We start from the raw sequence: 26363 nt of genomic DNA, 5'->3' as shown, positions 1-26363 counted from the left end.
GTTTCGCCTTCCTACGCGTTACAATCGGCATACAGTTGAGGAATCAATCACTTGTCTGGAGACGGCTTACTGACCTTGCCATCCAGGTGCTTGTAGAGGTCTACCAGCTGCGACTGCGGCACCGGGCATTTCTTCGATTTCGCCAGATCGATCAGCACGTTGTTTCTGTTGCGCAAGGCATCGATTTCGATCTTCTCGGGGGACTTCGGGTCCATGAAGAACAGAGCGGGGAAGAAGATCAGAGCGCCTGTCGCACCGAGGATGATGTTCTTTCCCTGCGCCTGGGATCGCTCCTTGACCGTCGACAGGATCTGCCGTTCGTTCGCATCGAACTCGCGCTTGATTGCACCGCAATCCAGAGAAGTATCGGCGACATTCGTCGCTGCGATCGGGTGAGCCTCCCGCCCGCCGCAGCCCGAGAGCGCCAGCGAACAGCAGATCATCACGGCTGCGACGGAGCGCAGCGGCAGAAGCGGATTTTTGGTTTGGATGGTCATTCTATCAATTGACATGTTGAATTCACCAATGAAGCGAAGTGGTTACAAAGAAGAGGCCATCACCGTCACTATCGACGCTGCTGGCCAGAATGCCGGAATAGCCGAGATCAAGATTGAGGTTGCCGCCGACCAGGCGGGCGCCGATCGTCCAGCTGGAGAGATCGCCGCCGCTGATGTCGAAACGCTGCTGGGAATAGACATGGCCGTAGTCGAGACCCACATAGGGGCGCAGTTCTCCGAGAACCTTCGCGACAGGGCCGTCGTTTTCCCAGGGCATCGTCCGCCAGACGAGCTCGTTACGGGTAAAGAGGCCGTTGTTGCCGAACAGCACGCTTTCCCGCAAACCACGGACATTGCTGTAGCTGCCCAGCGATATTTGCTCGGCGCCGAAGAGGTTGTCCGGAGAATATTGTCCGCTTACGAGGGAGACCGCCTCGAAATGCTGGCCGCCAAGCTCGAACGGTTGGGTCACGCTGATGTTGGCGCTGAACTTCGCAAATCGCGGATCGGCGGTGCCCGCACCCGGATCACCGGCATCGACGGCGTCGAAAAGATCAAGGCCCTGATCGTAGGTCCCGTCAAAGACCCAGATGCCGCCAAGCATCCGTCTCGAATGCGACACACCGATGCTGCCGACGCTATACTGGCGGCTGCCGACTTCGATGCGATTGCCCAGAAGAAAGTTGTCGGTCTGCTTGTAGGTCAGCCCGGTTCTGATTGTGGTGATGGAGTTCTTGTCGCGCAGCAGGACCCGATCGATTCCCATGCCGAACTGTCCGGAATCGCCCGACGTCTCGATCGGCCCGAAATTGCCGGGAACCGAGCTTCTGTAATCATACCATGAGCCATTCGCCGAGATGGTCCAGTAGCCGTAAGGGATGCTGGCGTTGACCGCGTAGCTGTTGCTGTTTCCCCTGCCGTCCCTGGACCAGGGATAGTCGGGACCGGTGCGCTGATAGGAAAATGCAAGCTGGTCGTTGATGTCGAGAAGATCATCGAGCGCAAGCCGGATCGAGCTTTCCGCATAGCCGGTGCTTTCCTGTCCGAGATTGTCGTTTGCAACGGAAAGATGCCAGCGTTTCGTCGGCTCGTTCTTGACATCGAGGATGGACGTGCCATCCCTGGGGCCTGGAAGCATCGATGTCTTGGCGTCGTTGGAAGACAGCCGATTGATCTGGTCGATGCCCTGCTCGATATCACGAATATTGGCGATCCTTCCCTTCAGACCAGGAAAGGCCGTCTTCAGCGAGCCCTTCGCGGGCGCGGGCTTGCCGTTGAGGTAGATGTCGGCAAGCGTCCCTTCCACTATGACCAGCCGCAGCATCTTCGATGCCTTGATGTCCTGCTGGGGAACGTAGGCGCGCGATGTCACATAGCCGTGGTCCAGGTACAGATGCGTCAGGCTGCGAAGGATTTCGTTGATATCGGCAAGCCCGATGCAACGGTTTTCATAACGGCTGGTGATCGCTGCGATCCTTGCTGCCGGAACGTGCACGGCACCCTCGACCGCGACATGCTCGATGTCGAAGCAACGGCCATCACCGGCCGCGGGCGAAGGTGCCTGCGCGTCGGCAGCTGTCGCCTTGTCCTCAGGCGTTATGCGTCTCAGTGCGTCCAATCTACGGATTTCCGTCTGTTGATCCTGCCGTCGAGAAAACTCGTCAGCCGGTGATTGCGCTTTCGTGGGATTGCCGGCGACGAAGCCCAATAGAAGGGCGACGCCCGCCAGCGGGGCGTGTCGAGTCACTATCGTCATGATATGACCCGATTATCTGCTACGTGTGCCTTGGAGCTTGTCCAATGCGGGTTTCAGGCCTTTGAGCGAGAAGCGGATGTTGACATCCTGTCCGTTCATCAGCCGCACAAGGCCTTCCGCCGAACCGCCCTTGGCGAGCGAGGTCAGCATGCGTTGGTCAAGGCTTTGTTGCGCCCAGCATCCGGCCTGATTGCAATTGCGGTATTCCAGTTTGGTGAGCGTCTTCCCGTTGGCCTTGATAGCGAAGCCATTGGGAAGAAAGACGTTGAGCGGCAGCAAGGCAGTAAGAGTGAGAGCCGCCTTGCCCTTCTTCGGCGACTGACCGGTGGCAGCGTTTGGCGGCAAGGCGAATGCCAAGGTCAGGACATTCACCGGTTTGCCGTTCTCGGGGACCTGCGCGATCTGCGCGACCTCACAGGTGCGAGCGTTGGCCTCGCCACCGCAACGATAATACCAGTCGTCAAACTTCTCGGATTGAATGTCAGCTGTTGCAGCAGGGCTTGCAGCGGCGGGCACCTGGGCTTGCGATTGGCCGGGCATCAGGAAGATGGCCTGGCAAAGCAATGCCGCCGTTGGCGTGGTAAGGAATCTCGCTGCAAACATAGTTATTCTGAAATGCAACTTGAGGAAGTTCTTGTTCTTGATTTTGCCATAAACCATACGATCCCATTTTGATGCAACTTTGCCGTTAGAACACGGTAAAGTTTTAGTTAGGCAATTCGATTCGCGTTGAAAAAGATCTTATTCAACCGTCGGACGCTGATGATTTATGATGCGCGACCAGAGGAGGCGTCATCAGCCGCTTCATGCTTGGCTGGCATAAAAAACCGCGGTCCTTGCGCGAGGCTGTTTATGCCCGCAATACGCGAGGTCTTAGCTATGTTCAGTAGCGATTTCAGTGAGCTACAGCCGTCACTTTGGGTCGGATCTTGAGGGGCAAGCGTACTCGCTTGCAAGTCGTAACCGTTCCGCGAGGATCGCATGGCGGAACGCCTCGCCTAGCGCCTTATATGGAAGAGTGCGGCGATAGATCGTCCTTATTGGCATTTATAGGATTTTTATATCTTTCCAGAATTCATCCTCTCGAACCTTTATGCGCTTCCGCCGCATATTAATGCCGAGATATCGCCAAGATTATCTCTGAGGCCAGGAAGAATGAAAGGCGCTTTCACTGAAGGCGCCCTTTGTCTTGTCTGACTTCTGGACAAATAACAACCAAGGAGTCACGATCGATGATGGACATTATTCTCATCGGGATCAGTGCTTTGTTTTTCGTGCTTTGCTTTGCCTACACGAAAGCCTGCGACAGTCTCTAAAGGAGATACCCGCCATGCTGCTCGATTATATTCTCAGCGGTGCAGTGACCGTGTTTCTGACCGTTTACCTCACTTACGCTCTCATTCGCCCCGAGCGCTTCTGATCTCGCGCACAACGCCTTAGCTCCTCCCAGCCTAAGGCAAAGGCGCCGGAACAAGAACTTGCCGGGTACTGAAAGTTACCCCCATGACCCTCAACGGATGGCTTCAGATCCTGATTTTCTGCGGGATCGTAATTGCGCTCGTCAAACCGCTCGGCGGCTACATGACGCGTGTCTTCAATGGCGAGCGCACCTTTCTATCGCCGGTCCTCGTTCCCCTGGAACGCGGACTTTACGCTCTTGCCGGCACCAATGAACGCGAGGAACAGCACTGGACGACCTATGCCTTCGCGCTACTGATGTTCAATCTGGCTGGCGTTATCGTCCTTTACCTGCTCATGCGATTCCAAGCGGTTCTGCCGTACAATCCAGCGGGCATGGCCGCGGTCGGCCCAGAGCTTTCCTTCAACACTGCCGTCAGCTTCGTCAGCAACACCAATTGGCAGAACTACGGCGGCGAAAGCTCGATGTCCTATCTGACGCAGATGGCTGGCTTCACCGTCCAGAATTTCGTGTCGGCCGCGACCGGCATAGCGATCGCGGTCGCCTTCATTCGTGCCTTTTCACGCGCGTCGGCCAGGGCGGTCGGCAATTTCTGGGTCGATTTGACCCGTGCAACCTTCTACGTTCTCCTGCCGATCTGCATCGTGCTGACGCTGGTCTACGTCTATCTTGGCGTGCCGCAGACGCTCGGCCCTTACGTTAACGCCACGACGCTCGAAGGCGCACAGCAGACGATTGCCGTCGGTCCGGTTGCATCGCAGCTTGCAATCAAGATGCTCGGCACGAACGGCGGCGGCTTCTTCAACGCCAACTCCGCCCATCCCTTCGAAAATCCGGATGCGATCTCCAACCTCATCCAGATGGTTTCGATCTTCGCGATCGGCGCAGCAATGACCAACGTATTCGGTCGTATGGTCGGCAATCAGCGCCAAGGCTGGACGATTCTTGCCGCGATGGGCGTGCTTTTCGTCGCCGGTGTCATCGTCACCTACTGGGCTGAAGCGGCGGGCAATCCGCTGATGCATGCCTTTGGCCTCAACGGCGGCAACATGGAAGGCAAGGAAGTCCGCTTCGGCATCGTCTTGTCCTCGTTGTTTGCGGTCGTCACGACGGCGGCCTCCTGCGGCGCGGTCAACGCGATGCATGGCAGCTTCACGGCGCTTGGCGGCCTAATTCCGCTGATCAACATGCAGCTCGGCGAAGTCATCATCGGTGGCGTCGGCGCAGGTTTCTACGGCATCCTGCTGTTCATCATCGTCGCCGTCTTCGTTGCCGGTCTGATGGTCGGCCGCACGCCGGAGTATCTCGGCAAGAAGATCGAGGCAAAAGAGATGAAGATGGCCGTGCTCGCCATTCTCTGCCTGCCGCTCGCCATGCTGGTCTTCACGGCGATCGCCACCGTGCTGCCGTCTGCCGTCGCCTCGATCGGCACGGCCGGTCCGCACGGTTTCTCCGAAATCCTCTATGCCTACACGTCCGCTGCTGCGAACAACGGCTCGGCTTTCGGCGGCCTCACCGGTAACACGCCCTGGTACAACATCACGCTCGGCATCGGCATGCTGATGGGACGCTTCCTGGTCATCATCCCGGCGCTCGCCATTGCGGGCTCGCTGGTTGCCAAGAAGACAGTCCCCGCCTCGGCCGGTACGTTCCCGACCGATGGTCCGCTCTTCGTCGGCCTGCTGGTGGGCACGATCCTGATCGTTGGCGGTCTCACCTTCTTCCCCGCGCTCGCGCTCGGCCCGGTCGTCGAACACCTGGTCGCAATCGCGGGCCAGACTTTCTAGGAGTGACTGCCATGTCGCGGCCTATCGTTACCAGGCTTCGAAGGCTTCTCAATCCACGCCCCGGATATCCGGGGCGTGAGACGGGACGGATGGCTCGTGCCTCCGATATCGTCCTCGTGATGATGATCGTGCTTCTCGTCGCTCACGCCGTCTTTCGAATTTTACATGGCTGACCGGAGCTCCCGGTTTCGCCGTCCTCTTTTTCAAGCTGGAGTTCTCTTATGAGCCAGGCAAAATCCGCGAGCATCATGGATTCTCGCATTCTCATTCCGGCCGTGGGCGCCGCCTTCAAGAAGCTGAACCCTCGGACTCTCGCCAGAAACCCGGTCATGTTCGTCGTAGCCACGGTTTCGGCACTCACGACCATCCTGTTCCTCCGCGATCTCGCGACGGGCGGCGGCAATCTCGGTTTCTCCTTCCAGATCAACATCTGGCTCTGGTTTACCGTCCTTTTTGCCAACTTCGCGGAAGCCGTGGCCGAGGGCCGCGGCAAGGCCCAGGCGGACTCGCTGCGCAAGGCGCGTTCGGAAACCCAGGCCAAGCTGCTTTCCGCCAATAACGGCACGGGCTACAAGCTCGTCCCCGGCACAAGCCTGAAGGTCGGCGATCTCGTCCTCGTCGAAGCAGGTGACATCATCCCGTCCGACGGCGAAGTTGTGGAAGGCATCGCTTCAGTCAACGAAGCTGCGATCACCGGCGAATCCGCCCCTGTCATTCGTGAATCCGGCGGTGACCGCTCGGCTGTGACCGGGGGCACCCAGGTGCTCTCCGATTGGATCCGCGTCCGCATCACGGCGGCCGCCGGCTCGACCTTCCTCGATCGCATGATCGCACTCGTCGAAGGTGCCGAACGCCAGAAGACGCCGAACGAGATCGCGCTCAACATCCTGCTTGCCGGCATGACGCTGATATTCGTGCTGGCCACCGCGACGATCCCGAGCTTTGCGACCTATGCCGGCGGCGCGATCCCGATCATCGTCCTCGTCGCACTTTTCGTGACGCTGATCCCGACCACCATCGGCGCCCTTCTTTCCGCAATCGGTATTGCCGGCATGGACCGCCTCGTGCGCTTCAACGTGCTCGCAATGTCCGGCCGCGCCGTGGAAGCGGCAGGCGACGTCGATACGCTGCTGCTCGACAAGACCGGCACGATCACGCTCGGCAACCGTCAGGCAACGGCGTTCCTTCCGGCCAAGGGCGTATCCGAACAGGAACTGGCGGATGCCGCGCAGCTCGCCTCGCTTGCCGACGAAACACCCGAAGGTCGTTCCATCGTCGTTCTCGCCAAGGAAAGATATTCGATCCGTGGCCGCGACATGGCAAGCCTGAAGGCCACCTTCGTGCCCTTCACCGCCCAGACCCGCATGAGCGGCGTCGACCTTGAAGGCTCGTCGATCCGCAAGGGTGCCGTCGATGCGGTGCTTGCCTATGTCAATGCCGGCACAATCGCGAACTCGGGCGCAGGCTCGACGGTCATGGCGCGGACCAGCAGCGAGACCGTGCGCGAACTGCAGGCGATCGCCGACGAGATCGCCAAGTCGGGCGGCACGCCGCTTGCGGTTGCCCGCGATGGACGCCTGCTCGGTGTCATCCAGCTCAAGGACATCGTCAAAGGCGGCATTCGCGAGCGTTTCGCCGAATTGCGCCGCATGGGTATCCGTACTGTCATGATCACCGGCGACAACCCGATGACCGCGGCCGCAATCGCCGCCGAAGCGGGGGTCGACGACTTCCTTGCCCAGGCGACGCCGGAAAACAAGCTGTCGCTGATCCGCGAGGAACAGGCCAAGGGGAAGCTTGTTGCCATGTGCGGCGATGGCACGAACGACGCTCCCGCTCTTGCCCAGGCCGATGTCGGTGTCGCCATGAACACCGGCACGGTCGCGGCCCGCGAAGCCGGCAACATGGTCGATCTCGACAGCGACCCGACGAAGCTCATCGAGATTGTGGAAATCGGCAAGCAGTTGCTGATGACACGCGGCGCGTTGACGACCTTCTCAATCGCCAACGATATCGCGAAATACTTCGCCATCATCCCGGCGATGTTCCTGACCTTCTACCCGCAGCTCAGCGCGCTGAACATCATGGGCCTTGCAACGCCGCAAAGCGCTATCCTGTCGGCGATCATCTTCAATGCGCTGATCATCATCGCCCTCATTCCGCTCTCGCTGAAAGGTGTGCGGTATCGTCCGATCGGCGCCGGCGCACTTCTGAGCCGCAACCTGCTGATCTACGGCGTTGGCGGCATCATCGTGCCCTTCATCGGCATCAAGGCGATAGACGTCGTCATCACGGCGATCGGCCTCGCTTAAGGAGACATTCCATGTTGAACCAAATACGCCCGGCAATCGTCATGATCGTTGCCACTACTGCCATCACCGGCCTGATCTATCCCATCGGAATGACCGGCATCGCACAGGCCATCTTCCCCTATCAGGCAAACGGCAGCCTCGTCGAAAAGGACGGTCAGGTGATCGGCTCGAAGCTGATCGGCCAGGCCTTCACCAGTGACCGCTATTTCCACGGTCGCCCGTCGGCTGCCGGCGATGGCTATAATGCCGCCAGCTCCAGCGGCTCCAACCTTGGTCCGACCAGCCAGAAGCTGATCGACCGGGTGAAGACCGATTACGATGCCGCAAAGGCTACGAACCCGACCGCCGAAGTTCCGGTCGACCTCGTCACGGCGTCGGGCAGCGGTCTCGATCCGGATATTTCGCCGGAAGCTGCCTATTTCCAGGTTCCGCGCGTCGCCAAGGCGCGCGGTATGGATGAGGCCAAGGTGCGCGCCCTTGTCGATGCCGCGGTCGAAGGGCGCGAACTGGGCATCCTTGGGGAACCTGTCGTCAACGTTCTCGCGTTGAACCAGAGCCTCGATGCTTCTATGACTGAATAAGGTTGCAGCCCCGGAATCCCGCAATCGGTTTCGGGGCTGGCCGATGAAGAAAGATCGTGTGGATGTCAGACGATAGCCGCGAACCGACCGGCAGACCCTCGCCGGACGCACTGCTCGAGAAAGCCCGGCAGGAAATGCGCGGCCGTCTGAAGATCTTTCTCGGCGCCGCGCCCGGCGTCGGAAAAACCTACGAAATGCTTGTTTCCGGGCGGGCGAAGATGGCCGATGGCTTCGACGTCGTGGTCGGCGTCGTCGAGACGCACGGCCGTCGTGAAACCCAGGCCCTGCTCGATGGTTTCGAGATCATTCCGCGCAAGCAGGTGCACTACAAGGGCCGCCTTCTTGAAGAGATGGATATCGACGCCATTCTCGCCCGCAGGCCGGATCTGGTGCTGGTCGACGAACTTGCCCATACCAATGCGGAAGGCAGCCGCCATCCGAAGCGCTACCTCGATGTCAGGGAACTGCTTGATCGCGGCATCGATGTCTATACGACGCTGAATATCCAGCATGTCGAAAGTCTCAACGACGTGGTCTCGCAGATCACCCGCATTCGCGTGCGCGAGACGGTGCCCGATTCCATCATCGACCTGGCTGATGATGTCGAGATCATCGACCTCACGCCGGACGATCTCATCAAGCGCCTTCACGACGGCAAGGTCTATGTGCCGAAGACCGCGGAGCGGGCGCTTACCAACTATTTCACACCCGGCAATCTGACGGCGCTGCGCGAGCTGGCGCTGCGCAAGACCGCCCAGCGCGTCGACGACCAGTTGCTGACGCATATGCAGGCCCATGCGATCCCAGGGCCTTGGGCCGCGGGCGACCGCGTTCTGGTCTCGATCGATCACCATGCGCGCTGTGCGTCCCTCGTGCGCTATGCCTCCCGCATGGCGTCGAGACTTCGCGGCCCCTGGGCCGCCGTCTATGTCGAGACAAATCGCTCCATCAATCTGACGGAGGCGCAGCGCGACACGATCGCGGCGACCTTGAGGCTGGCGGAGCAGCTCGGTGGCGAAGCGATCACCATTCCGGGGCGCGACGTGTCGGAAGAGCTGCTGCGGCATGCGATCGCAAACAACGTCACACATATCGTGATTGGCTCGCCGAAGAGCCACGACTGGCGGCAATGGTTCCAACGTTCGATCCCCGATGAACTGATCCGCAGGGCGGGCGAAATCAGCGTCCATGTCATTTCCGGAAACGAGAAGGATCCCACATCTGTTGTCCGGGGCGTGAAGACCGCGGCCACTCCCCCGCCGTTCCGGCTTCGCGCCTATCTGCTCTCAACGCTCTATGTGGCCGTCGGCCTTGCCGCAGGCATCGTGCTCGATCAGGTGCTGGACGTCCGCAATCTTGCGCTTGTCTTCCTGATGGCAGTGCTGACTTCGGCCGTCATTCACGGCCTGCGTCCGGCGCTCTATGCCTGCATCCTGAGCGCGCTCTCCTTCAATTTCTTCTTTTTGCCGCCGCGCTACACATTGACGATCAGCGATCCGGAAAGTGTGCTTGCGCTCCTCTTCTTCCTTGGCGTCGCCGTGATCGCCAGCAACCTGACGGCAACCGTGCAGCGGCAGGCCGCCGCCGCGCGCCAGCGTGCCCGCACGACGGAAGATCTTTACCTCTTCTCGAAAAAACTCGCCGGTACCGGCACGCTCGACGATGTTCTCTGGGCAACCGCCTTCCAGCTCGCTTCCATGCTCAAGGTGCGCGTCGTCCTGCTTCTGCCCGAGGGCGATACCATTGCCGTCAAGGCGGGCTATCCGCCGGACGACACACTCGATGATGCCGACATCGCCGCCGCCCGCTGGGCATGGGAGCACAATCATGCCGCCGGCCGGGGTGCAGACACTTTGCCTGGCGCCAAGCGCCTCTATGTGCCGCTGCGCACCGGCCGCACCGCCGTCGGCGTCATAGGACTGGACAGCGATCGCAGGGAAGGCCCCTTGCTCACACCCGAACAGCAGCGGCTGCTCGACGCGCTGGCAGATCAGGCGGCACTTGCGATCGAACGCGTGCAGCTCGTCGCCGATGTCGACCGTGCCAAATTGGCCGTCGAAGCCGACCGGTTGCGATCCGCCCTGCTCACCTCGATCTCCCATGACCTCAAGACGCCGCTTGCAGCCATCCTCGGCGCGGCGGGAACGCTGAGGGATTATATCGATTCCATGCCGGAGGAGGATCGTGTCGACCTGCTTTCGACTGTCATCGACGAATCCGAGCGGCTCAACCGGTTCATCGCCAATTTGCTCGACATGACGAAGATCGAGTCCGGCGCGATGGAACCGAACTATGCACTGCATTATGCCGGCGACATCGTCGGCAGCGCTTTGCGCCGCGGCGCCAAAATTCTCGCTCACCATAAGACGGAGGTGACGATCCCTCTCGATCTGCCGATGGTGCGCGTCGATCCGGTTCTTTTCGAACAGGTATTCTTCAATCTGCTCGACAATGCCGCAAAATATTCCCCCGAAGGATCCACCATCCGCATTGAAGGTTGGGCCGATGCCGAACAGGTGATCTTCGAGGTCTCCGACGAAGGCCCCGGGATTCCGGCCGCCGACCTCGGTCGCATCTTCGATACGTTCTACCGCGTACGCAAGGGAGACCAGGTTCGTGCCGGGACTGGCCTTGGACTATCGATCTGCCGCGGCTTCATCGAAGCCATGGGCGGAACGATTGCAGCGGGAAACCGGGTCGGAGGTTCAGGCGCAGTCTTCACCATACGCCTGCCAAAACCCAACGATGTTCCAAAATTGGATGAACTCAAATGATCGGTTCAGCCGTGAAAATACTTGTCGTCGACGACGAGCCCCCAATCCGCAAGCTCCTTCGCGTGGGGCTGAGTGCCCAAGGCTATGCCGTCAGCGAAGCGCCGAATGCCGCCGTTGCCCGAGAGGCGGTCAAGGGCGAGCAGCCCGATCTCATCGTTCTCGACCTTGGCTTGCCGGACAAGCCGGGCCATGACCTGCTGCAGGAATGGCGCGAGGATGGCCTGCAGATGCCGGTTGTCATCCTGTCGAGCCGCACGGATGAGGCGGGGATCGTCAAGGCGCTCGAAACTGGCGCCGATGATTACGTCACCAAGCCTTTCGGCATAAACGAACTCGGCGCGCGCATTCGCGTGGCGTTGCGCCACCGGTTGCAGCAGCAGGGTGAGAAACCGATCTTCCAGACCGGCGGGCTCTCGATCGACCTTGTCAAGCGAATCGTCAAGGTCGACGGCAAGGAGATCAAGCTGTCGCCCAAGGAGTATGACATTCTGCGCGTGCTTGCCCAGCATGCGGGAAAGGTTCTCACCCACCAATTCCTGCTGAAACAGGTTTGGGGTGCGGCGGCAGACGTGCAGTATCTGCGCGTCTATGTCCGCCAGCTTCGCCAGAAGGTCGAGCAGATACCGGACCAGCCGCAATATATCACGACGGAAACCGGTGTCGGCTATCGGTTACGTGAACCGGACTGACATCAGTTCGGGTCAGGTCGCGGCATTGGACCTGCGCCTCAAGCGCCGGATTGCTGGTGCGTCCCGCTGATCAAACCAAGCGAGCAAGACAATGGACCTTTCGAAGATCATTTTGCCCGAGCATGTCTTTATCGACATATCCGCGCCCAGTAAGTGGCGCGCTCTTCACCAGATCGCATCCAGGGCGGCGCATTCCTTCGGTCTGGATGAAAATATCGTCTTCGGCGTCCTGGAAGCGCGTGAAAAGCTCGGCTCGACCGGAATCGGCAACGGCATTGCCGTCCCGCATGCCGCGATGCCTGGGCTGGAAAGCCCGCAAGGCTTGCTGATCCGTTTCGCCCAGCCGCTTGATTTCGACGCAATTGACGACGTCCCGACGGACCTCGCCTTCGTCCTCCTTTTCGGCGAGAACAGCCGCAGCGAATACCTGAACGTGCTTGCGGCGATCGCACGGCGGCTGCAGGCGGAAGGCGTTCTTGCCGCCATGCGGCAGGCGAAAAGCGCCGACGAGCTTTATTCGACCTTCATCGCAGACCAGCTTCGATAGACAAGTTCGGCGCCTGCGTATTTAACGGCGGCCAACGACCGGCAACGCGATTTCAATTTCGTCGATTCTATGGAATGAGATTCTAAGAGGCTGCGTGGAACCGGAACGATCTTCGTTACATTATACGACCAACTTGATAGAGTTAAAGTATAAACGAAGGAGGTCACCATGCAATCAATTCGCATCTCGAGGCTGCTGGCAGCAGCCCTGCTTGCGGGAAGTTTTCATCTCGCAAGCCTGGCCCCGGCCCTTGCGGATTCCACGCTTCTTAACGTGTCCTATGACCCAACGAGGGAATTATACAAGGATTTCAACGCTGCGTTTGCAGCGAAATGGAAACAGGACACCGGTGAAACGGTAACGATCCAGACCTCCCACGGCGGTTCCGGAGCGCAGGCCCGCTCGGTCATCGACGGTCTTGATGCGGATGTTGTCACATTGGCGCTGGAAGGCGACATCAATGCGATTGCAAAGGCCACGGGCAAGATCCCGGCCGACTGGAAGAGCAAACTCCCAAACAATAGCACGCCATATACCTCCACCATCGTTTTCCTTGTCCGGAAGGGCAATCCCAAGGGCATCAAGGACTGGGGCGACCTGATCAAGGATGATGTCCAGGTCATCACGCCGAACCCGAAGACCTCCGGCGGGGCGCGCTGGAACGTCCTGGCAGCGTGGGCCTGGGCGAAACAGGCCAATGGCGGTGACGATGCCAAGGCGCAGGATTACGTGGCAAAGCTCTTCAAGCATGTTCCCGTACTCGATACCGGCGCACGCGGCGCGACCACCACTTTCGTCCAACGCGGCCTCGGCGACGTCCTACTCGCCTGGGAAAACGAAGCCTATCTTTCGCTCGAGGAACTCGGTCCCGACAGCTTCGAGATCGTAACGCCCTCCGTTTCGATCAGGGCCGATCCCCCGGTTGCCGTCGTCGATGGCAACGTCGATGCTAAGGGAACGCGCAAGGTGGCGGAAGCCTACCTGCAATACCTCTATTCCGACGAAGGCCAGAAGATCGCGGCCAAGCACTATTACCGGCCGTTCAAGCCCGAAGCGGCCGAAAAGGCCGATATCGCCCGCTTCCAGAACCTGAAGCTCGCAACCATCGACGATTTCGGCGGCTGGAGCCAGGCGCAGCCGAAGTTCTTCAATGACGGCGGCATATTTGACCAGATCTACAAGCCGGGCCAATAATCTCCTTATGAGCACCGATAGCCGCACGCGGTGGCGGTTCAGGCAGCCGAGCGTCATTCCGGGCTTCGGAATGGCGCTCGGCCTTACCTTGACCTGGCTCACCCTTCTTATCCTGATCCCGCTTTCAGGCCTTGCCTGGCGGTCGAGCGCACTTGGCTGGGAGAAATTCTGGTCGATTGCGCTCGATCCGCGCACATTGAATGCGCTCCGCATCAGCTTTGGCGCAGCTTTTATCGCCGCCTGCATCAATGCCGTCTTCGGCGTGATGCTTGCCTGGGTCCTCGTACGCTATCGCTTCTTTGGCAAGCGCGTCATCGATGCCATGGTGGATCTGCCCTTCGCGCTTCCCACGGCTGTTGCCGGCATTGCGCTGACGACACTCTACGCACCGAACGGCTGGATCGGCCAGTTCCTGACACCGCTCGGCATCAAGATCGCCTTCACCCCGGCGGGGATCGTGGTCGCGCTGATCTTCGTCGGCCTGCCTTTCATCGTGCGGACGGTGCAGCCTGTGATGGAAGAGATCGACAAGGAAGTCGAGGAGGCCGCGGCGACCCTCGGCGCCACGCGCCTGCAGACGATCACGCGGGTATTGCTGCCGGGGCTCGCCCCTGCGGTGCTGACCGGCTTCGCCTTGGCTTTTGCGCGGGCCGTCGGCGAATATGGCTCAGTCATCTTCATCGCCGGCAATCTTCCCTATGTCTCGGAAATAGCGCCGCTTCTGATCGTCATCCGGCTGGAGGAGTTCAACTATCCGGCGGCCACGGCAATCGCGGCGATAATGCTCGTCATCTCATTCATCATGCTGCTCGTCATCAATCTCATACAGTCCTGGAGCAGGCGGAGGTATGGCTATGGCACATGAGGCAACCGCTCCCGCTACCGTCAAGGTTCACTCGGCCGTCACTGAGAAAAGGATCGCGCGCTGGACCCTGATCGTCCTGTCGCTGACATTCCTTGCCCTGATCCTGCTTCTGCCGCTCGCAGCCGTCTTCGTCGAGGCATTCCGCAAGGGTGCGACTGAGTTCTTCACCGCGCTGCAGGATCCCGAAACACTCTCCGCAATCCGGCTGACCCTGATCGTCGCCGGAATCAGCGTGCCGCTCAATCTCGTCTTCGGGATTGCGGCCGCCTGGGCAATCGCCAAGTTCGAATTCAAGGGCAAGGCGTTTCTTACCACACTGATCGACCTGCCCTTTTCGGTCTCGCCGGTCGTGTCAGGTCTCGTTTTCGTGCTGCTTTTCGGATCGAATACTATGCTCGGCCCTTGGCTGCAGAGCCACGGCATCAAGATCCTCTTTGCCGTGCCGGGACTTGTGCTGGCGACGATGTTCGTGACCTTCCCGTTCGTTGCCCGCGAGCTCATCCCGCTCATGCAGGAACAGGGCACCGCCGATGAGGAGGCTGCCCTTTCGCTTGGCGCAAGCGGCTGGCAGACGTTCTGGCATGTGACCCTGCCGAATATCAAATGGGGCCTGCTCTACGGCGTACTTCTCTGCAATGCGCGTGCCATGGGAGAGTTCGGCGCCGTTTCGGTCGTGTCCGGTCACATCCGCGGGCAGACCAATACCATGCCGTTGCAGGTGGAAATTCTCTATAACGAGTATAATTTTACCGGTGCTTTTGCGGTCGCTTCGTTGCTTGCGCTGCTTGCGCTCGTAACACTTGTTTTGAAGACGCTGCTGGAACTGAAATACAGCGCGGAAATCGCTGCCAGCCGGCGTCACTGAAGGAATTGTTTATGGAAGTTCGCGTTCAAAATCTGCGCAAGGAATTCGACCGCTTTCCGGCGCTGCATGAGGTGTCCCTTGATATTCGCTCCGGCGAGTTGATCGCGCTCCTCGGCCCTTCGGGTTCGGGCAAGACAACACTGCTGCGCCTGATCGCCGGCCTCGAAAGCCCGACTGACGGCCAGATTTTCTTCGGCAACGAGGATGCGTCAAAAAAAACCGTTCAGGAGCGCAACATCGGTTTCGTGTTCCAGCACTATGCGCTGTTCCGCCATATGACGGTGCTCGACAATGTCGCCTTCGGGCTCAAGGTCCGCGATGCCAGTCGCCGCCCTCCCAAGATCGAAATTCGCAAACGGGCGCTCGAATTGCTCGATCTGGTGCAGCTTTCCGGGTTGGAAAAGCGCTATCCGGCACAGCTTTCCGGCGGCCAGCGTCAGCGCGTAGCACTTGCTCGCGCCATGGCCGTTGAACCGAATGTGCTGCTGCTCGATGAACCGTTCGGCGCCCTTGACGCGCAGGTCAGAAAGGATCTGCGCAAGTGGCTGCGCGAGATTCACGATCGTACCGGCCACACGACCGTTTTCGTCACCCACGATCAGGAAGAGGCCCTGGAACTTGCCGATCGCGTCGTCGTCCTCAGTAAGGGCAAGGTCGAGCAGGTCGGCACGCCGGACGAAATCTATGACCGGCCGAATTCTCCCTTCGTATTCGGCTTTATCGGCCAGTCCAACTGTTTGAAGGTCCGTGTTGCAGGCGGCGAGATCTGGTTCGAGGACCGGCCGCTCGGGCTCATGATCCGTGACGAGCCGGACGGCGAGGCACAGCTCTATTTCCGGCCGCACGATATCGAGCTGCTCGATGGCTGCGGCGGATGCATTGCCGGTCTGCTGACGGCGAGCCGACGCGTCGCCGGGACACGCCATATCGAAGTGGATATCGGCCGGAACTATCCAAATATCGAGATCGAGGTGCCGCCCGACCGGGCCGACACGCTCGACAGGAACCGCATAGCCTTCCGACCGACGCGGTGGAGGCTCTTTCGCGAGGCCCCTTGAAGAGACGTTACGACGCCTCTGCCGCTTCGCGCACCTTCTGCAAGTCGACCACGGCTTTGATCGGCAGATGGTCGGAGGCGACGCGCGCCAGCGGAGTGTCGTGCACCTGAACCGTTGAAATCAGGCCTTTGCGGTTCGCGACGATGCGGTCGAGCGCAAGGATCGGAAGGCCTGAGGGAAAGCTTGGCACGGCCGGTGGGAGCGGGCCGAATACGGCTTGGAATGTGTTCAATGAGGAGCGGTCGCCCAGGCGCCATTCGTTGAGGTCGCCGAGCAGCACGGTCGGGGTCTCTCGCCTGCTGTTCATCACGTCGACGATCAGGCGCGCCTGTTGCGCGCGCGAGCGGTGGAGCAGGCCGAAATGGGCGGCGATCACCCGAAGTGAACTTCCGTTCTCAAGGTCTATCTCGGCGACCAGAGCCCCGCGCGGTTCCAGGCCTGGCAGTTTGATCTGGTGCACGTCCCGAACCTTGCCCTTCTTGAAGAGCACCACATTGCCGTGCCATCCATGCGCCTTATTGACGCCGGCGACCGGCACCGGGATGAGGCCGGTTTCCCGTTCCAACCGGCCGAGATCGAGGATGCCGGTGCGCTCTCCGAAGCGGGTGTCTGCCTCCTGCAGCGCAATCACGTCGGCATCGATTTCGTGGATGACCCTGGTGGTGCGTTCTGGATCGAATCGCCTGTCAGTGCCGATGCACTTGTGGACGTTGTAGGAAGCAATCAGCGTGCCGGTCGGCCGCGCTGTGTTTAGAGCCTTTCCGCGATTTTTCCTGTTCCTGATCGAGGCCAGAATATTTGCGGGGAGGCTGTCTTTCTTCGCGTGCATCCGTTCTGCCGTTTATGCTGCCGATGTCAAACCATATGGGTATTCTGAGCCAGTATAGCCACGCGTGGTGAACTTGCCATGGCAGGTCGCCGCGAAAGCGGTTGAAAGCGCCTATAGGTAAGGAGAGCCGAGCCACACTATCTTCTCGAACAGCCGGACGACGAAGGGCCGCGTGCGCAGGCTGTGGAGCGTCACAGGGGTCGCCGTTTTGATCGTTTCTTCGATATGAGCGTCAATCTCGCCGGCAAAGCCTTCGTTCATCACCTCCATGTCGACCTCGAAATTGAGCCTCAGCGAACGGGGATCGATATTGGAAGAGCCGACATAGGCCCAGGCTCCATCGACCGTCAGCAGTTTCGAATGATTGAAAGGCCCGGTAGCCCGCCAGATGCGGCAATAGTTCTTCACCATCTGGTCGAATTGGGCGGTCATGGCGCGGTCGACCATCAGAAGGTTGTTGGCGGCTGGCACGACGATGTCGACCTCGACTCCACGCCGCGCCGCTGTCACCAGGGCGCTGATGAGCTCGCGGTCCGGCAGAAAATAGGGCGACATGATCCTGATCGTACTGCGCGCGACGGAGAATGCACCCATCAGCACCTTATGGTTGGTTTCAACACTCCGGTCCGGCCCGGACGAAACAACGCGCATCATCACGGGATCTCCGGGCTGCCGTTGTGGGGGTTCGATTCCCCAAGCGTCGGCGCGCAGCAACTCGGTTGTCGTGAACCGCCAATCCTCCGCCGCAACGTCGAAGAGATCGGCGACCGCCGGCCCCGTCACGCAGAAATGCGTATCCAGCGCGCAGACCCCACTGGCAAACTCGTTCGTGAAACCCTTGCGGATGTTCATGCCGCCGGTGAAAGCGATGTTACCGTCAACAAGCAGGATCTTCCGGTGGGTTCTGAGATTGGCATAGGGCAGGCGCAGTCCCATGATGACATTGCCGTTGAACACATCGACCGTAACATCGCCCTCGCGCAGATAGCCGATGATGCTCGGGACGGAATAACGGGCGCCGACAGCATCGATCAGTACGCGCACCTCGACGCCCCGCTTGACCGCGGCGATGAGCGCATCGGCCATTCTGAGCCCGATCTCATCACGGTCGAATATGTAGGTTTCGAGCAGAATACTGCGCTTGGCCCCGTCGATAGCCGTCTTCATGGCAGCATAGGCATCGTCACCGGATTCCAGCATGTCGATGGTGTTGCCGGTGGTGAGCGGATAGCGCGTGACCCGGTCGCCGAGCGTCTGCAGGGCCGCAAAACGGCGGCCGAACTGACTGATCACTGTATCAGGCTCTGCAATGAAGGCTGCAAGCCTATCCGAATCGCCTTTTGCAAAAAGTGCGTCGCGCTGAAGGCTAAGCGAGGCTCTTCGGATCCGGTTGATTCCGGCAATGGCGTATAGAAGGGCGCCAACGATTGGGGAAAGGATGATGACGCCGACCCATCCGATCGCGGCGCGCACTTCCTCCTTGGTCATCGTCGCATGAATGGCCGCAACCGCGCCCATTGCAATCGAAAGCACGGCAAGGATATGCGGCCAATAGGTGAATATGAGTACAAGCATAGCCACGAATATAACTGCGGAATCAAAGCTTTCAATCGCCGCAGCATACCCGGAAAGCGTGTACCTCTAAAATCTGGCTCCTGCTATCGTCAAAAGGCCAGGCACAAGCCTATGCCATGGTGGCTCTGCTTGCATGCTTGGGGTCGACGGCGACGACCACGGAATATGCGGGCAGCCTGCCGTCCCCCGGCTCGTCATCGGCCGGCCCCAAGTGCGAAAATATGGCCGCACCCTCGAAAGGCGGCGCCGGCAATGGCCTGTCGGCCAGATTGGCCCTTAATTCGAGCTTGCCGTCCTCAAATAGCCAGGAAACCGCGACTACCCCCTCTTCTGCATCGGGTGCTTCGGTTTCGACGATCCTGGCCGTGCCAAGGAGCGGGACCACGAACTTCTGCCGCAGATGGATCAGCTTCGCTATGAAATCGAGCCATTTGCGCCCCTCATCGGAATCGGCCTTATTCCAGCGGAGTTTTGAATCCTCAAAGGTCGAACGCGCATTCGGCGCAGGCATATCGTTTGCGGCCTTGCCAGCGGGCAGTTCGCCGAAGCTTTTGACCTCCTTGAGCCGAGCCTTGTAGACGACCTCGCCCAATTCGTCGCTCCAGTCGCAGAAGAAATGGAACGGCTGTGTCTCGCCGAACTCCTCTCCCATGAAGAGAAAAGGAATGTGCGGGGACAAGAGCAGCATCGCCATCAAAGCCTCCAGCATTGGCGGATACGTCAGGGCTGTCAGCCGTTCGCCGAACGCGCGATTGCCGATCTGGTCATGATTTTGGAGGAAGTCGATGAAGGCCGTGGGCGGCAGATAAAAGTCGACTTCCGGCACAACCTCCGGATGCTCTGCATTGTGGTCTGGAAAGATGAAGCCGTGTCGCAGCGCGTGCGACAATCTCTGCCATGGCGGATTGGCAAAGCGGCGATAGTGGCCACCCGCCTCTCCAGTGGCGAGCACATGTGCGACATGATGAAAATCGTCATTCCATTCGGCGGTATATGCTGCAGTCCTCCCGGCGCCGTCGCGTTCAAGAAGACTGACCAGATTTCTCTGATCCTCGAGAACGAGATGGATAGGGCGATCCGTGAAGGAAGAGCGCAGCGTTTCCGCCAGCTCCATCAGAATATGCCTCTTCGAATTGTCGTAGATCTGCTCGACAGCATCCAGCCGCAGGCCGTCCAGATGGAACTCGCCGAGCCAGTAGAGCGCGTTCTCGATGAAATATCGCCGAACCGCATCTTGACTGAAATTGATCGCGGCGCCCCAGGGAGTCTTTAAATCCCTGCGGAAGAAATCGGACGCATAGCGATCGAGGTAATTTCCTTCCGGACCGAAGTGATTATATACGACGTCAAGGAGCACCATGATGCCGTAGCCGTGCGCGGCGTCCACAAACGCCTTCATATCGTCCGGCGATCCATAGGCTGGGTGCGGAGCGTAATGCAGCACCCCATCGTAACCCCAGCCTCGTCGCCCTCCGAACTGCGCGACCGGCATGATTTCAAGAGTAGTGATACCGATGGCTGCAAGGTGCGGGAGCTTTGCAATTGCCGCTCGGAAAGTCCCCTCAGGCGTGAAGGTACCGATGTGCAGCTCATAGAGAACTGCCTCTTCCCATGGCCTTCCGCGCCAATCAGCATTCTTCCATCGAAAAGCCGTGGGGTCGACCAACAGCGACGGTCCGTGAACCTCCTTTACCTGGGCCCGTGAGGCAGGATCGGGGACGGTCATGCCGTCAGGGAGAACGTAGATGTATTTGGTTCCCGGTCCGACGTCGGCCACGGTGAGCTCAAACCATCCGTCCTTTACCGCCGTCATCGGTTGTTCTTCACCGTCGATCCGCACAGCCATGGCCGTTACATTCGGCGCCCAGAGGCGGAACCTGGCAATTTCCTTATCGCTGAGTTCTGCACCCCAGCTGCGCGGAAAAATGAAATTCGAGTTCGTCTTGCCTGCTGCCGACATATCGCCCTTCCACAACTTATTTCAGTTCGCTTTCAGCTCGCATAAGTAGGGAAAATTCGCGTCGCAGCGGGTTGTTCCAAGTTTAGAAACTTCTCCTGCGAGGAACAAACGATTGGTTCATTGGTTTCCTGCGGAGAGACCACCGTGCGACGTAGCTCATGGCAGGGATTTGTCCATGAATCTCACACCAAAAATCGGTCCGACATTCGCACTCGAAACGGCCAATGCACCCACGCTTGCGGAACTGAGACACCAAGCCGAGCATTGCACGCGCTGTGATCTCTATCGCAACGCCACCCAGTTGGTCTTCGGGGAAGGTCCCTCGCACGCCGAGGTCGTTTTCGTCGGCGAGCAGCCGGGGGACAGGGAGGATATTGCCGGCAGGCCGTTCGTCGGACCAGCGGGCCGGCTGCTTGACCTTTGTCTCGATGAAGCCGGCGTGGACCGGTCACGCTGCTACGTGACCAATGCAGTCAAGCACTTCAAATATCAGATACGAGGCAAGCGGCGACTTCATTCCAAACCCAATGCCGGCGAGATCCAACGATGCGCATGGTGGCTTGGAGCTGAACTGGACTTGCTCAAGCCTTCCCTCGTCGTCGCGCTTGGCGCCACCGCGGTTTATTCGCTGCTTGGTCCCAAAAGCCGGGTAACAAAGGAGCGCGGGAATGTCGTTCATCTTCCCACCCTGCCGCCAGTGCTGGTGACCGTCCATCCTTCCTATCTTTTGCGCGTTCGCGACGAGGCCGATGCAGAGCAAAAACGAGCGCAATTTATAGGCGATCTGCGGAAAATCAGGGCATTTATGCGCGATTGAAGTCATTCTTGCCTCCGCCCGTTATTTTCTCTTGAACCTGAGGCAAACCTCTGGAACTCTGGGAGAAGTCGAGCGTTAAACAGCGGCATGTTATGACGGGAGATCAGCGATGGCAGAAACACGGGAAGAGTGGATCAGGAAACGCGCATACGCTCTTTGGGAGGAAGAGGGGCGTCCCGCCGGACGTGATCCGATTCATTGGGAACAGGCAAGAAAAGAGCGTGAAGCGCTCGAAGGCTCAGCGGCCTCGCCCGACGGCAAGGACGTGAAGAGCAAAGCGAAGCGATCACCGCGGAAGGCGCCCGCGCCTGCGGCCAACGGTAAGGCGGAAACTGCCAAGGCCACAACCAGCAAAGCGCCAACCAGTAAAGCGCCAGCCGGTAAGGCGGCAACCGCTTCCAAACGCGTTTCGGCTCGAAAAGCCGCAGAGTAATTAAATTGTCTTAAAGTGAGTGTATGGAGAGTGCGGTTGTCCCGCGCCCTGTTTACTTGTGTCCAATTTATATTTCCTGCCGTTACTTGCTTTCCGGAACCATCAATCGTCGTGGCTTTTTCCATGAAAGTTTTGTGACTTGCCGTTGGTGGCAGGAACAAAATCACACAAGCGCTGTTTATGGCCAAAACGAGGAGTTTCCGCCATGAATTCGGGGTATCTGGAAGCCATTCTGGTCTCGCTCTTTGTCGCAAGCTGCTATCTCATGATTACCCCGATTTGAGGCGGGAGCCATGTCTATACTTTTTACCGTCGCATCAATCTATCTGGCCTGCGCACTCGCTCTGGTCGCTGTCATCGACTACATGGTTGGCTTCGTATTTCGCGCCCCGCCCGCCTCGCAAGCGCGGCCTTCCTCAGTTCCAGCCAAAGTGGTGAGCCGACCCGTTGCGGCCCCTCAGGAATAATTGCGGCACTAGAGCCGGATGATTTCAGGTCGAATCGACCTTAAATCTGAATCCGTCTCTAAATCAAAGAGTTAGCGCGGGACATCGCCCGAAACCGCACACACTTTTCGGCATTCGCTCTAGCCGATCGGCTCGCTATCCGGCTTTCGTAAGAAATGCCGGGGAACAATCGAGGAAAACAGGCTTTATCCGAAAGCAGATGGCGGGCGGAGGCAAGCAGCGAGGATAACGCCATGGTCAAGCAAACCACAAGCAAGAAGAAATGGTCAAAACAAGTCACGGAAACCAGTGATGCGCTGGATCTCGAGGAAGGTGTATTCAAGTCGGATGATCCGAAGAAGATTGCCGCATCACTCAAGCACTCCGCAGAATCCAGTCACAGGCGCAAATCCAGTCCCTACCGTTCGGCGATGTCCATGCTGACCTTCTACATCAACCGCGCGGGCGACCAGCTTACGAAGAAGCAAAAAGCGACGCTCGAGAGGACCAAGGACGAATTGCGCAAGGATTTTGATCGCGAACCCAAACATTGAGGTCGGCATGGCATATGAGCTTTACTATTGGGACGGCATTCAGGGACGCGGCGAGTTTGTCCGCCTGGCGCTCGAGGAGGCTGGCGCGGACTATATCGATGTCGCCCGCAGCCCAGCCAAAAACGGCGGTGGCACCGGTGCGATGATGCGGCTGATGGAAAGCAGGAGCGAGCCCCAGATTCCCTTTGCTCCTCCCTTTCTGAAGGATGGCGATCTCATCGTTCCCCATGTCGCCAACATCCTCTTCTATCTTGGGCCCAAACTCGGACTAGCGCCGACGGATGAAAATCTGCGTTACGTGGCAAACGGTTTGCAGCTCACCGTGACCGATTTCGTCGCGGAGGTTCACGACACGCATCACCCGATCGCGACGTCGCTCTATTACGAAGACCAGAAGAGAGAAGCCAAGGCGCGGTCGGCCGCGTTCATAAAGGAGCGCATTCCGAAATTCCTGGGTTATTTCGAGCAGGTCCTGCAGCAGAACCCCAATGGCTCCGCGCATATCGTCGGCACTTCACTCTCGTATGTGGATCTGTCGCTCTTTCAGATCGTGGAAGGGCTTAACTACGCCTTCCCAAAGGCCATGAGGGATTACCAGAGGAAATATCCTGCCATCGCCGGCGTGCATGATGCGGTCGAAGTGCGACCGAATATCGCTCGCTATCTCAAATCCGACCGTCGCCTTGCTTTCAATGAGCAGGGGATCTTTCGGCATTATCCCGAGCTCGATATGGAGGCACCGTGATATTCGGAGAGGGCCATGGCGCGTTTGTCTGAACTCTAAAGCCTGTCGCATGAAAGGAGATTCACGCGACAGCTTTTAGCTTATTGTTTGATGCATGTCGTTGCCGCAAAACCGCTGCACACTTTTGCGCGACATGCCTTAGAGTGCCTTCTTCCTTTTCGCACTCAGCGGCTCGGCTGCAGCGAAAAGGCCCTCCCACGGATCGGTTGGAAGCGCCTCCAGTCTTGGAGGCGTATTGTCGACCGTGAAATAGGCCGGACCTATGCCGTCGCCGAGTTCCTTCCATTCAACAGGCATCGAGACTGATGCTCCTGCGCGCGCACGCGTCGAATAGGCTGCCACGGCAGTGTTGCCGCGGCCGTTGCGCAGATAGTCGATGAAGATCTTGCCGGTCCGCTTCGCTTTCGTTGCCGTCGCCAGATATTTGTCAGGATTGTCAGCGGACATGCCGTCGGCAAGTGCTTTGGCGAAGGCCTTGACGTCGTTCCAGTTTGCCTTCGGCTTCAGGGGCGCGACGACATGCAGCCCCTTGCCGCCGGATGTTTTGACAAAGGGAACAAGCCCAGCCGCCTCAAGGCGTTCCTTCAACTCGTAGGCGGCCGCAGTTACATCGCTCCAGGGCACGTCTTCTGCCGGATCGAGATCCATGATGATTATATCCGGCTTTTCCCAGTGATCCGTCGTCGTGCCCCAAGGATGGATTTCCAGCACAGCTGATTGCACGAGCGCGATCATGCCGTCAAAGTCGGTGATGCGCAGGAATTTCTCGCCTTCCTTGTCCTTTGGATCGGTGATCTGCGCGATATGAGGATTGATGCCTTTCCAAGCATGCTTTTGGAAGAAGCGTTGACCTGTAATCCCATCGGGACAGCGCAACAGGGCAAGCGGCCGGTTAACAACGTACGGCGCCATGAAGCGCCAGACCTGCGCATAATAGTCGGCCAATCCTTCCTTGGTCACACCTTCGTCCGGCCAATAGATTCGGTCGGCATGCGTGAGTTGCACGGCCGTTTTCGGCAGGGCTTTCGCCGGTGTCTTTTCCATCTCGCGAACCACGTCCTTGGCGGGCTTGTCCTCACGCAATCCGCGGAAGGCGGCATGGCGAAGATTACCATCGGCAGACCATGCCCGAAACTCCACCTCGCCGACAAGTTCCGGTTTCACGTAGACGAGGCCCCGGCGCTCTTCTGCCGACAGCGTGTCGTCGTAAGGACTCTCCTTCTGTTCCATCCTTGACAGCCGCTCATAGAGAGACTTCGCCACCGCAACCGTATAGCCGGTGCCGACACGACCGATATGCTTCAGCTTGTCGTCCTCGTAGACGCCGAAGGCTAGTGACCCGATGGCATTCTTGATCGTGGTGGATGGCACATAACCGCCAACCACGAATTCCTGCCTCTGAGAGCATTTGGATTTGATCCACTGTCCTGTCCGCCCGGACACATATTTACTGTTACGGTCTTTCGAAATGATGCCTTCCAGGCTCAGACGGCAGGCATGATTAAGTACCAATCCGCCGCTTTCGTCGAAATGCACGCTGTAACGAAGTTTCCCGTCGCCGGTGGGCAGCAGTTTCTCCAGCAGGGCTTTCCGCTCGATCAGCGCAACATTCCTCAGATCGTAGCCATCGAGATAGAGAAGATCGAAGGCATAGAAGATGAAGCGATCGTCGTGCCCCTGACTGAGGTCATGCTGAAGTGCCGAAAAATCCGAAGCGCCGATATCGCGTTCGACCACGATCTCGCCATCGACTACCGCCGCTTTGACCGGAAGCGCAGCGAAAGCATCGATGATCGCCTTGCCGAATTTCGTGGTCCAATCCAGCCCGCTCCGGGTGAGGAGCTTCACCTCCCCGTCCTCAATTCGTGCCTGAAGGCGGTAGCCATCGAACTTGATCTCGTGGATCCACCGGTCTCCGGGAGGTGGTTTAGGCTTCAGCAGGGCAAGAGCGGGAGCGATGAAATCCGGCATCGCTCCCTTCCTTGCACCTTTTGGCCAGTCATGGGGGGCAGATGACCTCGCCTTTCTGGCGGGGCGCCTTGTGGCTTTCGCGCCTGTCTCCGGTTTGGAATTCCAGGTGTCGTCCGGTTTCTGCGCGACCTCCTCGATCAGCCGGCCGGTCTTTGCCGATTCCGGTCGTTCTTCGAGGATATCCGCCTCGCCGTTGCGGCGCGCTTCGGCGTCGTCGCCCTTGATCAACAGCCAGTTTTCCCGCTTCTCACCCTTGCGGGGATGCATGCGCACGAGATGCCAGCGGCCCCTCAGCTTCTCGCCGTCGAGCTCGAATTCCAGATGGCCTTTCTTGTAACCTTTGCGCGGGTCATCGAGAGGCGTCCAAGTACCGCGATCCCAAACAATAACGGTGCCGCCGCCATATTGATCTTTGGGAATGATACCCTCGAAATCACCGTAAGCGAGCGGATGATCCTCGACGTGTACGGCGAGCCGCTTATCTTCCGGATCAAGGCTCGGCCCCTTAGTCACGGCCCAGCTTTTAAGGACGCCGTCCATTTCCAGGCGAAAATCGTAATGCAGACGCGTCGCGTCGTGCTTCTGGATCACGAAGCTGAAGCCCTGGCTGCGCCCTTTCTTCCCACGGGGTTCCGGCGTGAGCTTGAAGTTGCGTTTCGCCTCATAGGTTTCGAGAGCCATGGTCGAC

General features: G+C 59.0%; 24 protein-coding genes. 17 read left to right on the top strand and 7 right to left on the bottom strand.

Going from position 1 to position 26363, the window contains the following annotated elements; genetic code table 11:
* Positions 1-47: 47 nt before the first annotated feature.
* The 3 genes from AAE029_RS03225 to AAE029_RS03215 all read right to left on the bottom strand — a co-directional run bounded on the left by AAE029_RS03225 (position 48) and on the right by AAE029_RS03215 (position 2856).
* On the bottom strand, positions 48-443 hold the full coding sequence (locus AAE029_RS03225) for a hypothetical protein (protein ID WP_371071536.1): 396 nt from the start codon (positions 441-443) through the stop codon (positions 48-50).
* Positions 444-519: 76 nt separating this feature from the next.
* The gene (locus AAE029_RS03220; protein WP_371071341.1) at positions 520-2253 is read right to left on the bottom strand and encodes a ShlB/FhaC/HecB family hemolysin secretion/activation protein; all 1734 of its coding nucleotides are present in this window, start codon (positions 2251-2253) and stop codon (positions 520-522) included.
* Between the two features lie 12 nt (positions 2254-2265).
* Positions 2266-2856 (bottom strand): invasion associated locus B family protein, encoded by a 591-nt coding sequence (locus tag AAE029_RS03215; protein WP_371071340.1) that lies wholly within the window; start codon positions 2854-2856, stop codon positions 2266-2268.
* A 727-nt stretch (positions 2857-3583) separates the two neighbouring features.
* On the opposite strand from AAE029_RS03215, the gene kdpF reads away from it, so the two are divergent.
* From kdpF to AAE029_RS03155, 12 genes are all read left to right on the top strand, one after another.
* Positions 3584-3673 carry a K(+)-transporting ATPase subunit F gene (gene kdpF, locus AAE029_RS03210; protein ID WP_371071339.1) on the top strand — a complete coding sequence of 30 codons (90 nt, stop codon included), beginning with the start codon at positions 3584-3586 and terminating at the stop codon, positions 3671-3673.
* 83 nt (positions 3674-3756) lie between these two features.
* The gene (gene kdpA / locus AAE029_RS03205; protein ID WP_371071338.1) at positions 3757-5460 is read left to right on the top strand and encodes a potassium-transporting ATPase subunit KdpA; all 1704 of its coding nucleotides are present in this window, start codon (positions 3757-3759) and stop codon (positions 5458-5460) included.
* 11 nt (positions 5461-5471) lie between these two features.
* On the top strand, positions 5472-5633 hold the full coding sequence (locus tag AAE029_RS03200; protein WP_371071337.1) for a hypothetical protein: 162 nt from the start codon (positions 5472-5474) through the stop codon (positions 5631-5633).
* 48 nt (positions 5634-5681) lie between these two features.
* Positions 5682-7772: a potassium-transporting ATPase subunit KdpB gene (kdpB, locus tag AAE029_RS03195; protein ID WP_371071336.1), complete on the top strand. Its 2091-nt coding sequence runs from the start codon at positions 5682-5684 to the stop codon at positions 7770-7772.
* Between the two features lie 11 nt (positions 7773-7783).
* Positions 7784-8353, top strand: a complete 570-nt coding sequence (gene kdpC, locus AAE029_RS03190) for a potassium-transporting ATPase subunit KdpC (RefSeq protein ID WP_371071335.1) — start codon at positions 7784-7786, stop codon at positions 8351-8353.
* A 62-nt stretch (positions 8354-8415) separates the two neighbouring features.
* On the top strand, positions 8416-11127 hold the full coding sequence (locus AAE029_RS03185) for a DUF4118 domain-containing protein (protein ID WP_371071334.1): 2712 nt from the start codon (positions 8416-8418) through the stop codon (positions 11125-11127).
* Positions 11124-11816 (top strand): response regulator transcription factor, encoded by a 693-nt coding sequence (locus AAE029_RS03180; RefSeq protein ID WP_371071333.1) that lies wholly within the window; start codon positions 11124-11126, stop codon positions 11814-11816. The genes AAE029_RS03185 and AAE029_RS03180 overlap by 4 nt, the downstream gene beginning before the upstream one ends.
* 91 nt (positions 11817-11907) lie before the next feature.
* Positions 11908-12363, top strand: coding sequence for a PTS sugar transporter subunit IIA (locus AAE029_RS03175; RefSeq protein ID WP_371071332.1), 456 nt, complete (start codon positions 11908-11910; stop codon positions 12361-12363).
* 168 nt (positions 12364-12531) lie between these two features.
* A complete protein-coding gene (locus AAE029_RS03170; RefSeq protein ID WP_371071331.1) occupies positions 12532-13557 on the top strand; it encodes a sulfate ABC transporter substrate-binding protein in 1026 nt (341 codons plus the stop codon).
* A 7-nt stretch (positions 13558-13564) separates the two neighbouring features.
* Positions 13565-14422 (top strand): sulfate ABC transporter permease subunit CysT, encoded by an 858-nt coding sequence (cysT, locus tag AAE029_RS03165; protein WP_371071330.1) that lies wholly within the window; start codon positions 13565-13567, stop codon positions 14420-14422.
* Complete coding sequence (gene cysW / locus AAE029_RS03160; protein ID WP_371071329.1) at positions 14412-15287, top strand: sulfate ABC transporter permease subunit CysW; 876 nt, start codon at positions 14412-14414, stop codon at positions 15285-15287. The genes cysT and cysW overlap by 11 nt, the downstream gene beginning before the upstream one ends.
* Before the next feature lie 11 nt (positions 15288-15298).
* On the top strand, positions 15299-16345 hold the full coding sequence (locus tag AAE029_RS03155) for a sulfate/molybdate ABC transporter ATP-binding protein (RefSeq protein WP_371071328.1): 1047 nt from the start codon (positions 15299-15301) through the stop codon (positions 16343-16345).
* 7 nt (positions 16346-16352) lie between these two features.
* Here AAE029_RS03155 and AAE029_RS03150 read toward each other — a convergent pair whose 3' ends face one another.
* The 3 genes from AAE029_RS03150 to treZ form a co-directional block, all read right to left on the bottom strand.
* Positions 16353-17174 (bottom strand): endonuclease/exonuclease/phosphatase family protein, encoded by an 822-nt coding sequence (locus AAE029_RS03150; protein WP_371071327.1) that lies wholly within the window; start codon positions 17172-17174, stop codon positions 16353-16355.
* Positions 17175-17285: 111 nt separating this feature from the next.
* Positions 17286-18749 (bottom strand): phospholipase D-like domain-containing protein, encoded by a 1464-nt coding sequence (locus AAE029_RS03145; protein ID WP_371071535.1) that lies wholly within the window; start codon positions 18747-18749, stop codon positions 17286-17288.
* Between the two features lie 109 nt (positions 18750-18858).
* On the bottom strand, positions 18859-20709 hold the full coding sequence (treZ, locus tag AAE029_RS03140; RefSeq protein WP_371071326.1) for a malto-oligosyltrehalose trehalohydrolase: 1851 nt from the start codon (positions 20707-20709) through the stop codon (positions 18859-18861).
* A gap of 175 nt (positions 20710-20884) precedes the next feature.
* On the opposite strand from treZ, the gene AAE029_RS03135 reads away from it, so the two are divergent.
* The 5 genes from AAE029_RS03135 to AAE029_RS03115 all read left to right on the top strand — a co-directional run bounded on the left by AAE029_RS03135 (position 20885) and on the right by AAE029_RS03115 (position 23704).
* Positions 20885-21526: a UdgX family uracil-DNA binding protein gene (locus tag AAE029_RS03135; protein ID WP_371071325.1), complete on the top strand. Its 642-nt coding sequence runs from the start codon at positions 20885-20887 to the stop codon at positions 21524-21526.
* Positions 21527-21635: 109 nt separating this feature from the next.
* Positions 21636-21959 carry a DUF2934 domain-containing protein gene (locus AAE029_RS03130; protein WP_371071324.1) on the top strand — a complete coding sequence of 108 codons (324 nt, stop codon included), beginning with the start codon at positions 21636-21638 and terminating at the stop codon, positions 21957-21959.
* Positions 21960-22252: 293 nt separating this feature from the next.
* Positions 22253-22426 carry a hypothetical protein gene (locus AAE029_RS03125; RefSeq protein ID WP_371071323.1) on the top strand — a complete coding sequence of 58 codons (174 nt, stop codon included), beginning with the start codon at positions 22253-22255 and terminating at the stop codon, positions 22424-22426.
* A gap of 233 nt (positions 22427-22659) precedes the next feature.
* On the top strand, positions 22660-22959 hold the full coding sequence (locus AAE029_RS03120) for a DUF3175 domain-containing protein (protein ID WP_371071322.1): 300 nt from the start codon (positions 22660-22662) through the stop codon (positions 22957-22959).
* Positions 22960-22966: 7 nt separating this feature from the next.
* The gene (locus AAE029_RS03115; RefSeq protein ID WP_371071321.1) at positions 22967-23704 is read left to right on the top strand and encodes a glutathione S-transferase; all 738 of its coding nucleotides are present in this window, start codon (positions 22967-22969) and stop codon (positions 23702-23704) included.
* Positions 23705-23842: 138 nt separating this feature from the next.
* Here the strand turns inward: AAE029_RS03115 and ligD are convergent, their stop codons facing one another.
* Positions 23843-26356, bottom strand: a complete 2514-nt coding sequence (gene ligD, locus AAE029_RS03110) for a DNA ligase D (RefSeq protein ID WP_371071320.1) — start codon at positions 26354-26356, stop codon at positions 23843-23845.
* Between the last annotated feature and the right edge of the window lie 7 nt (positions 26357-26363).

This window comes from Sinorhizobium sp. CB7, assembly GCF_041357635.1.
In the GTDB taxonomy this organism is placed as follows: domain Bacteria; phylum Pseudomonadota; class Alphaproteobacteria; order Rhizobiales; family Rhizobiaceae; genus Rhizobium.
Note: the sequence above shows the minus strand (reverse complement) of the source record. Positions and strands in the feature narration are given on the sequence as shown.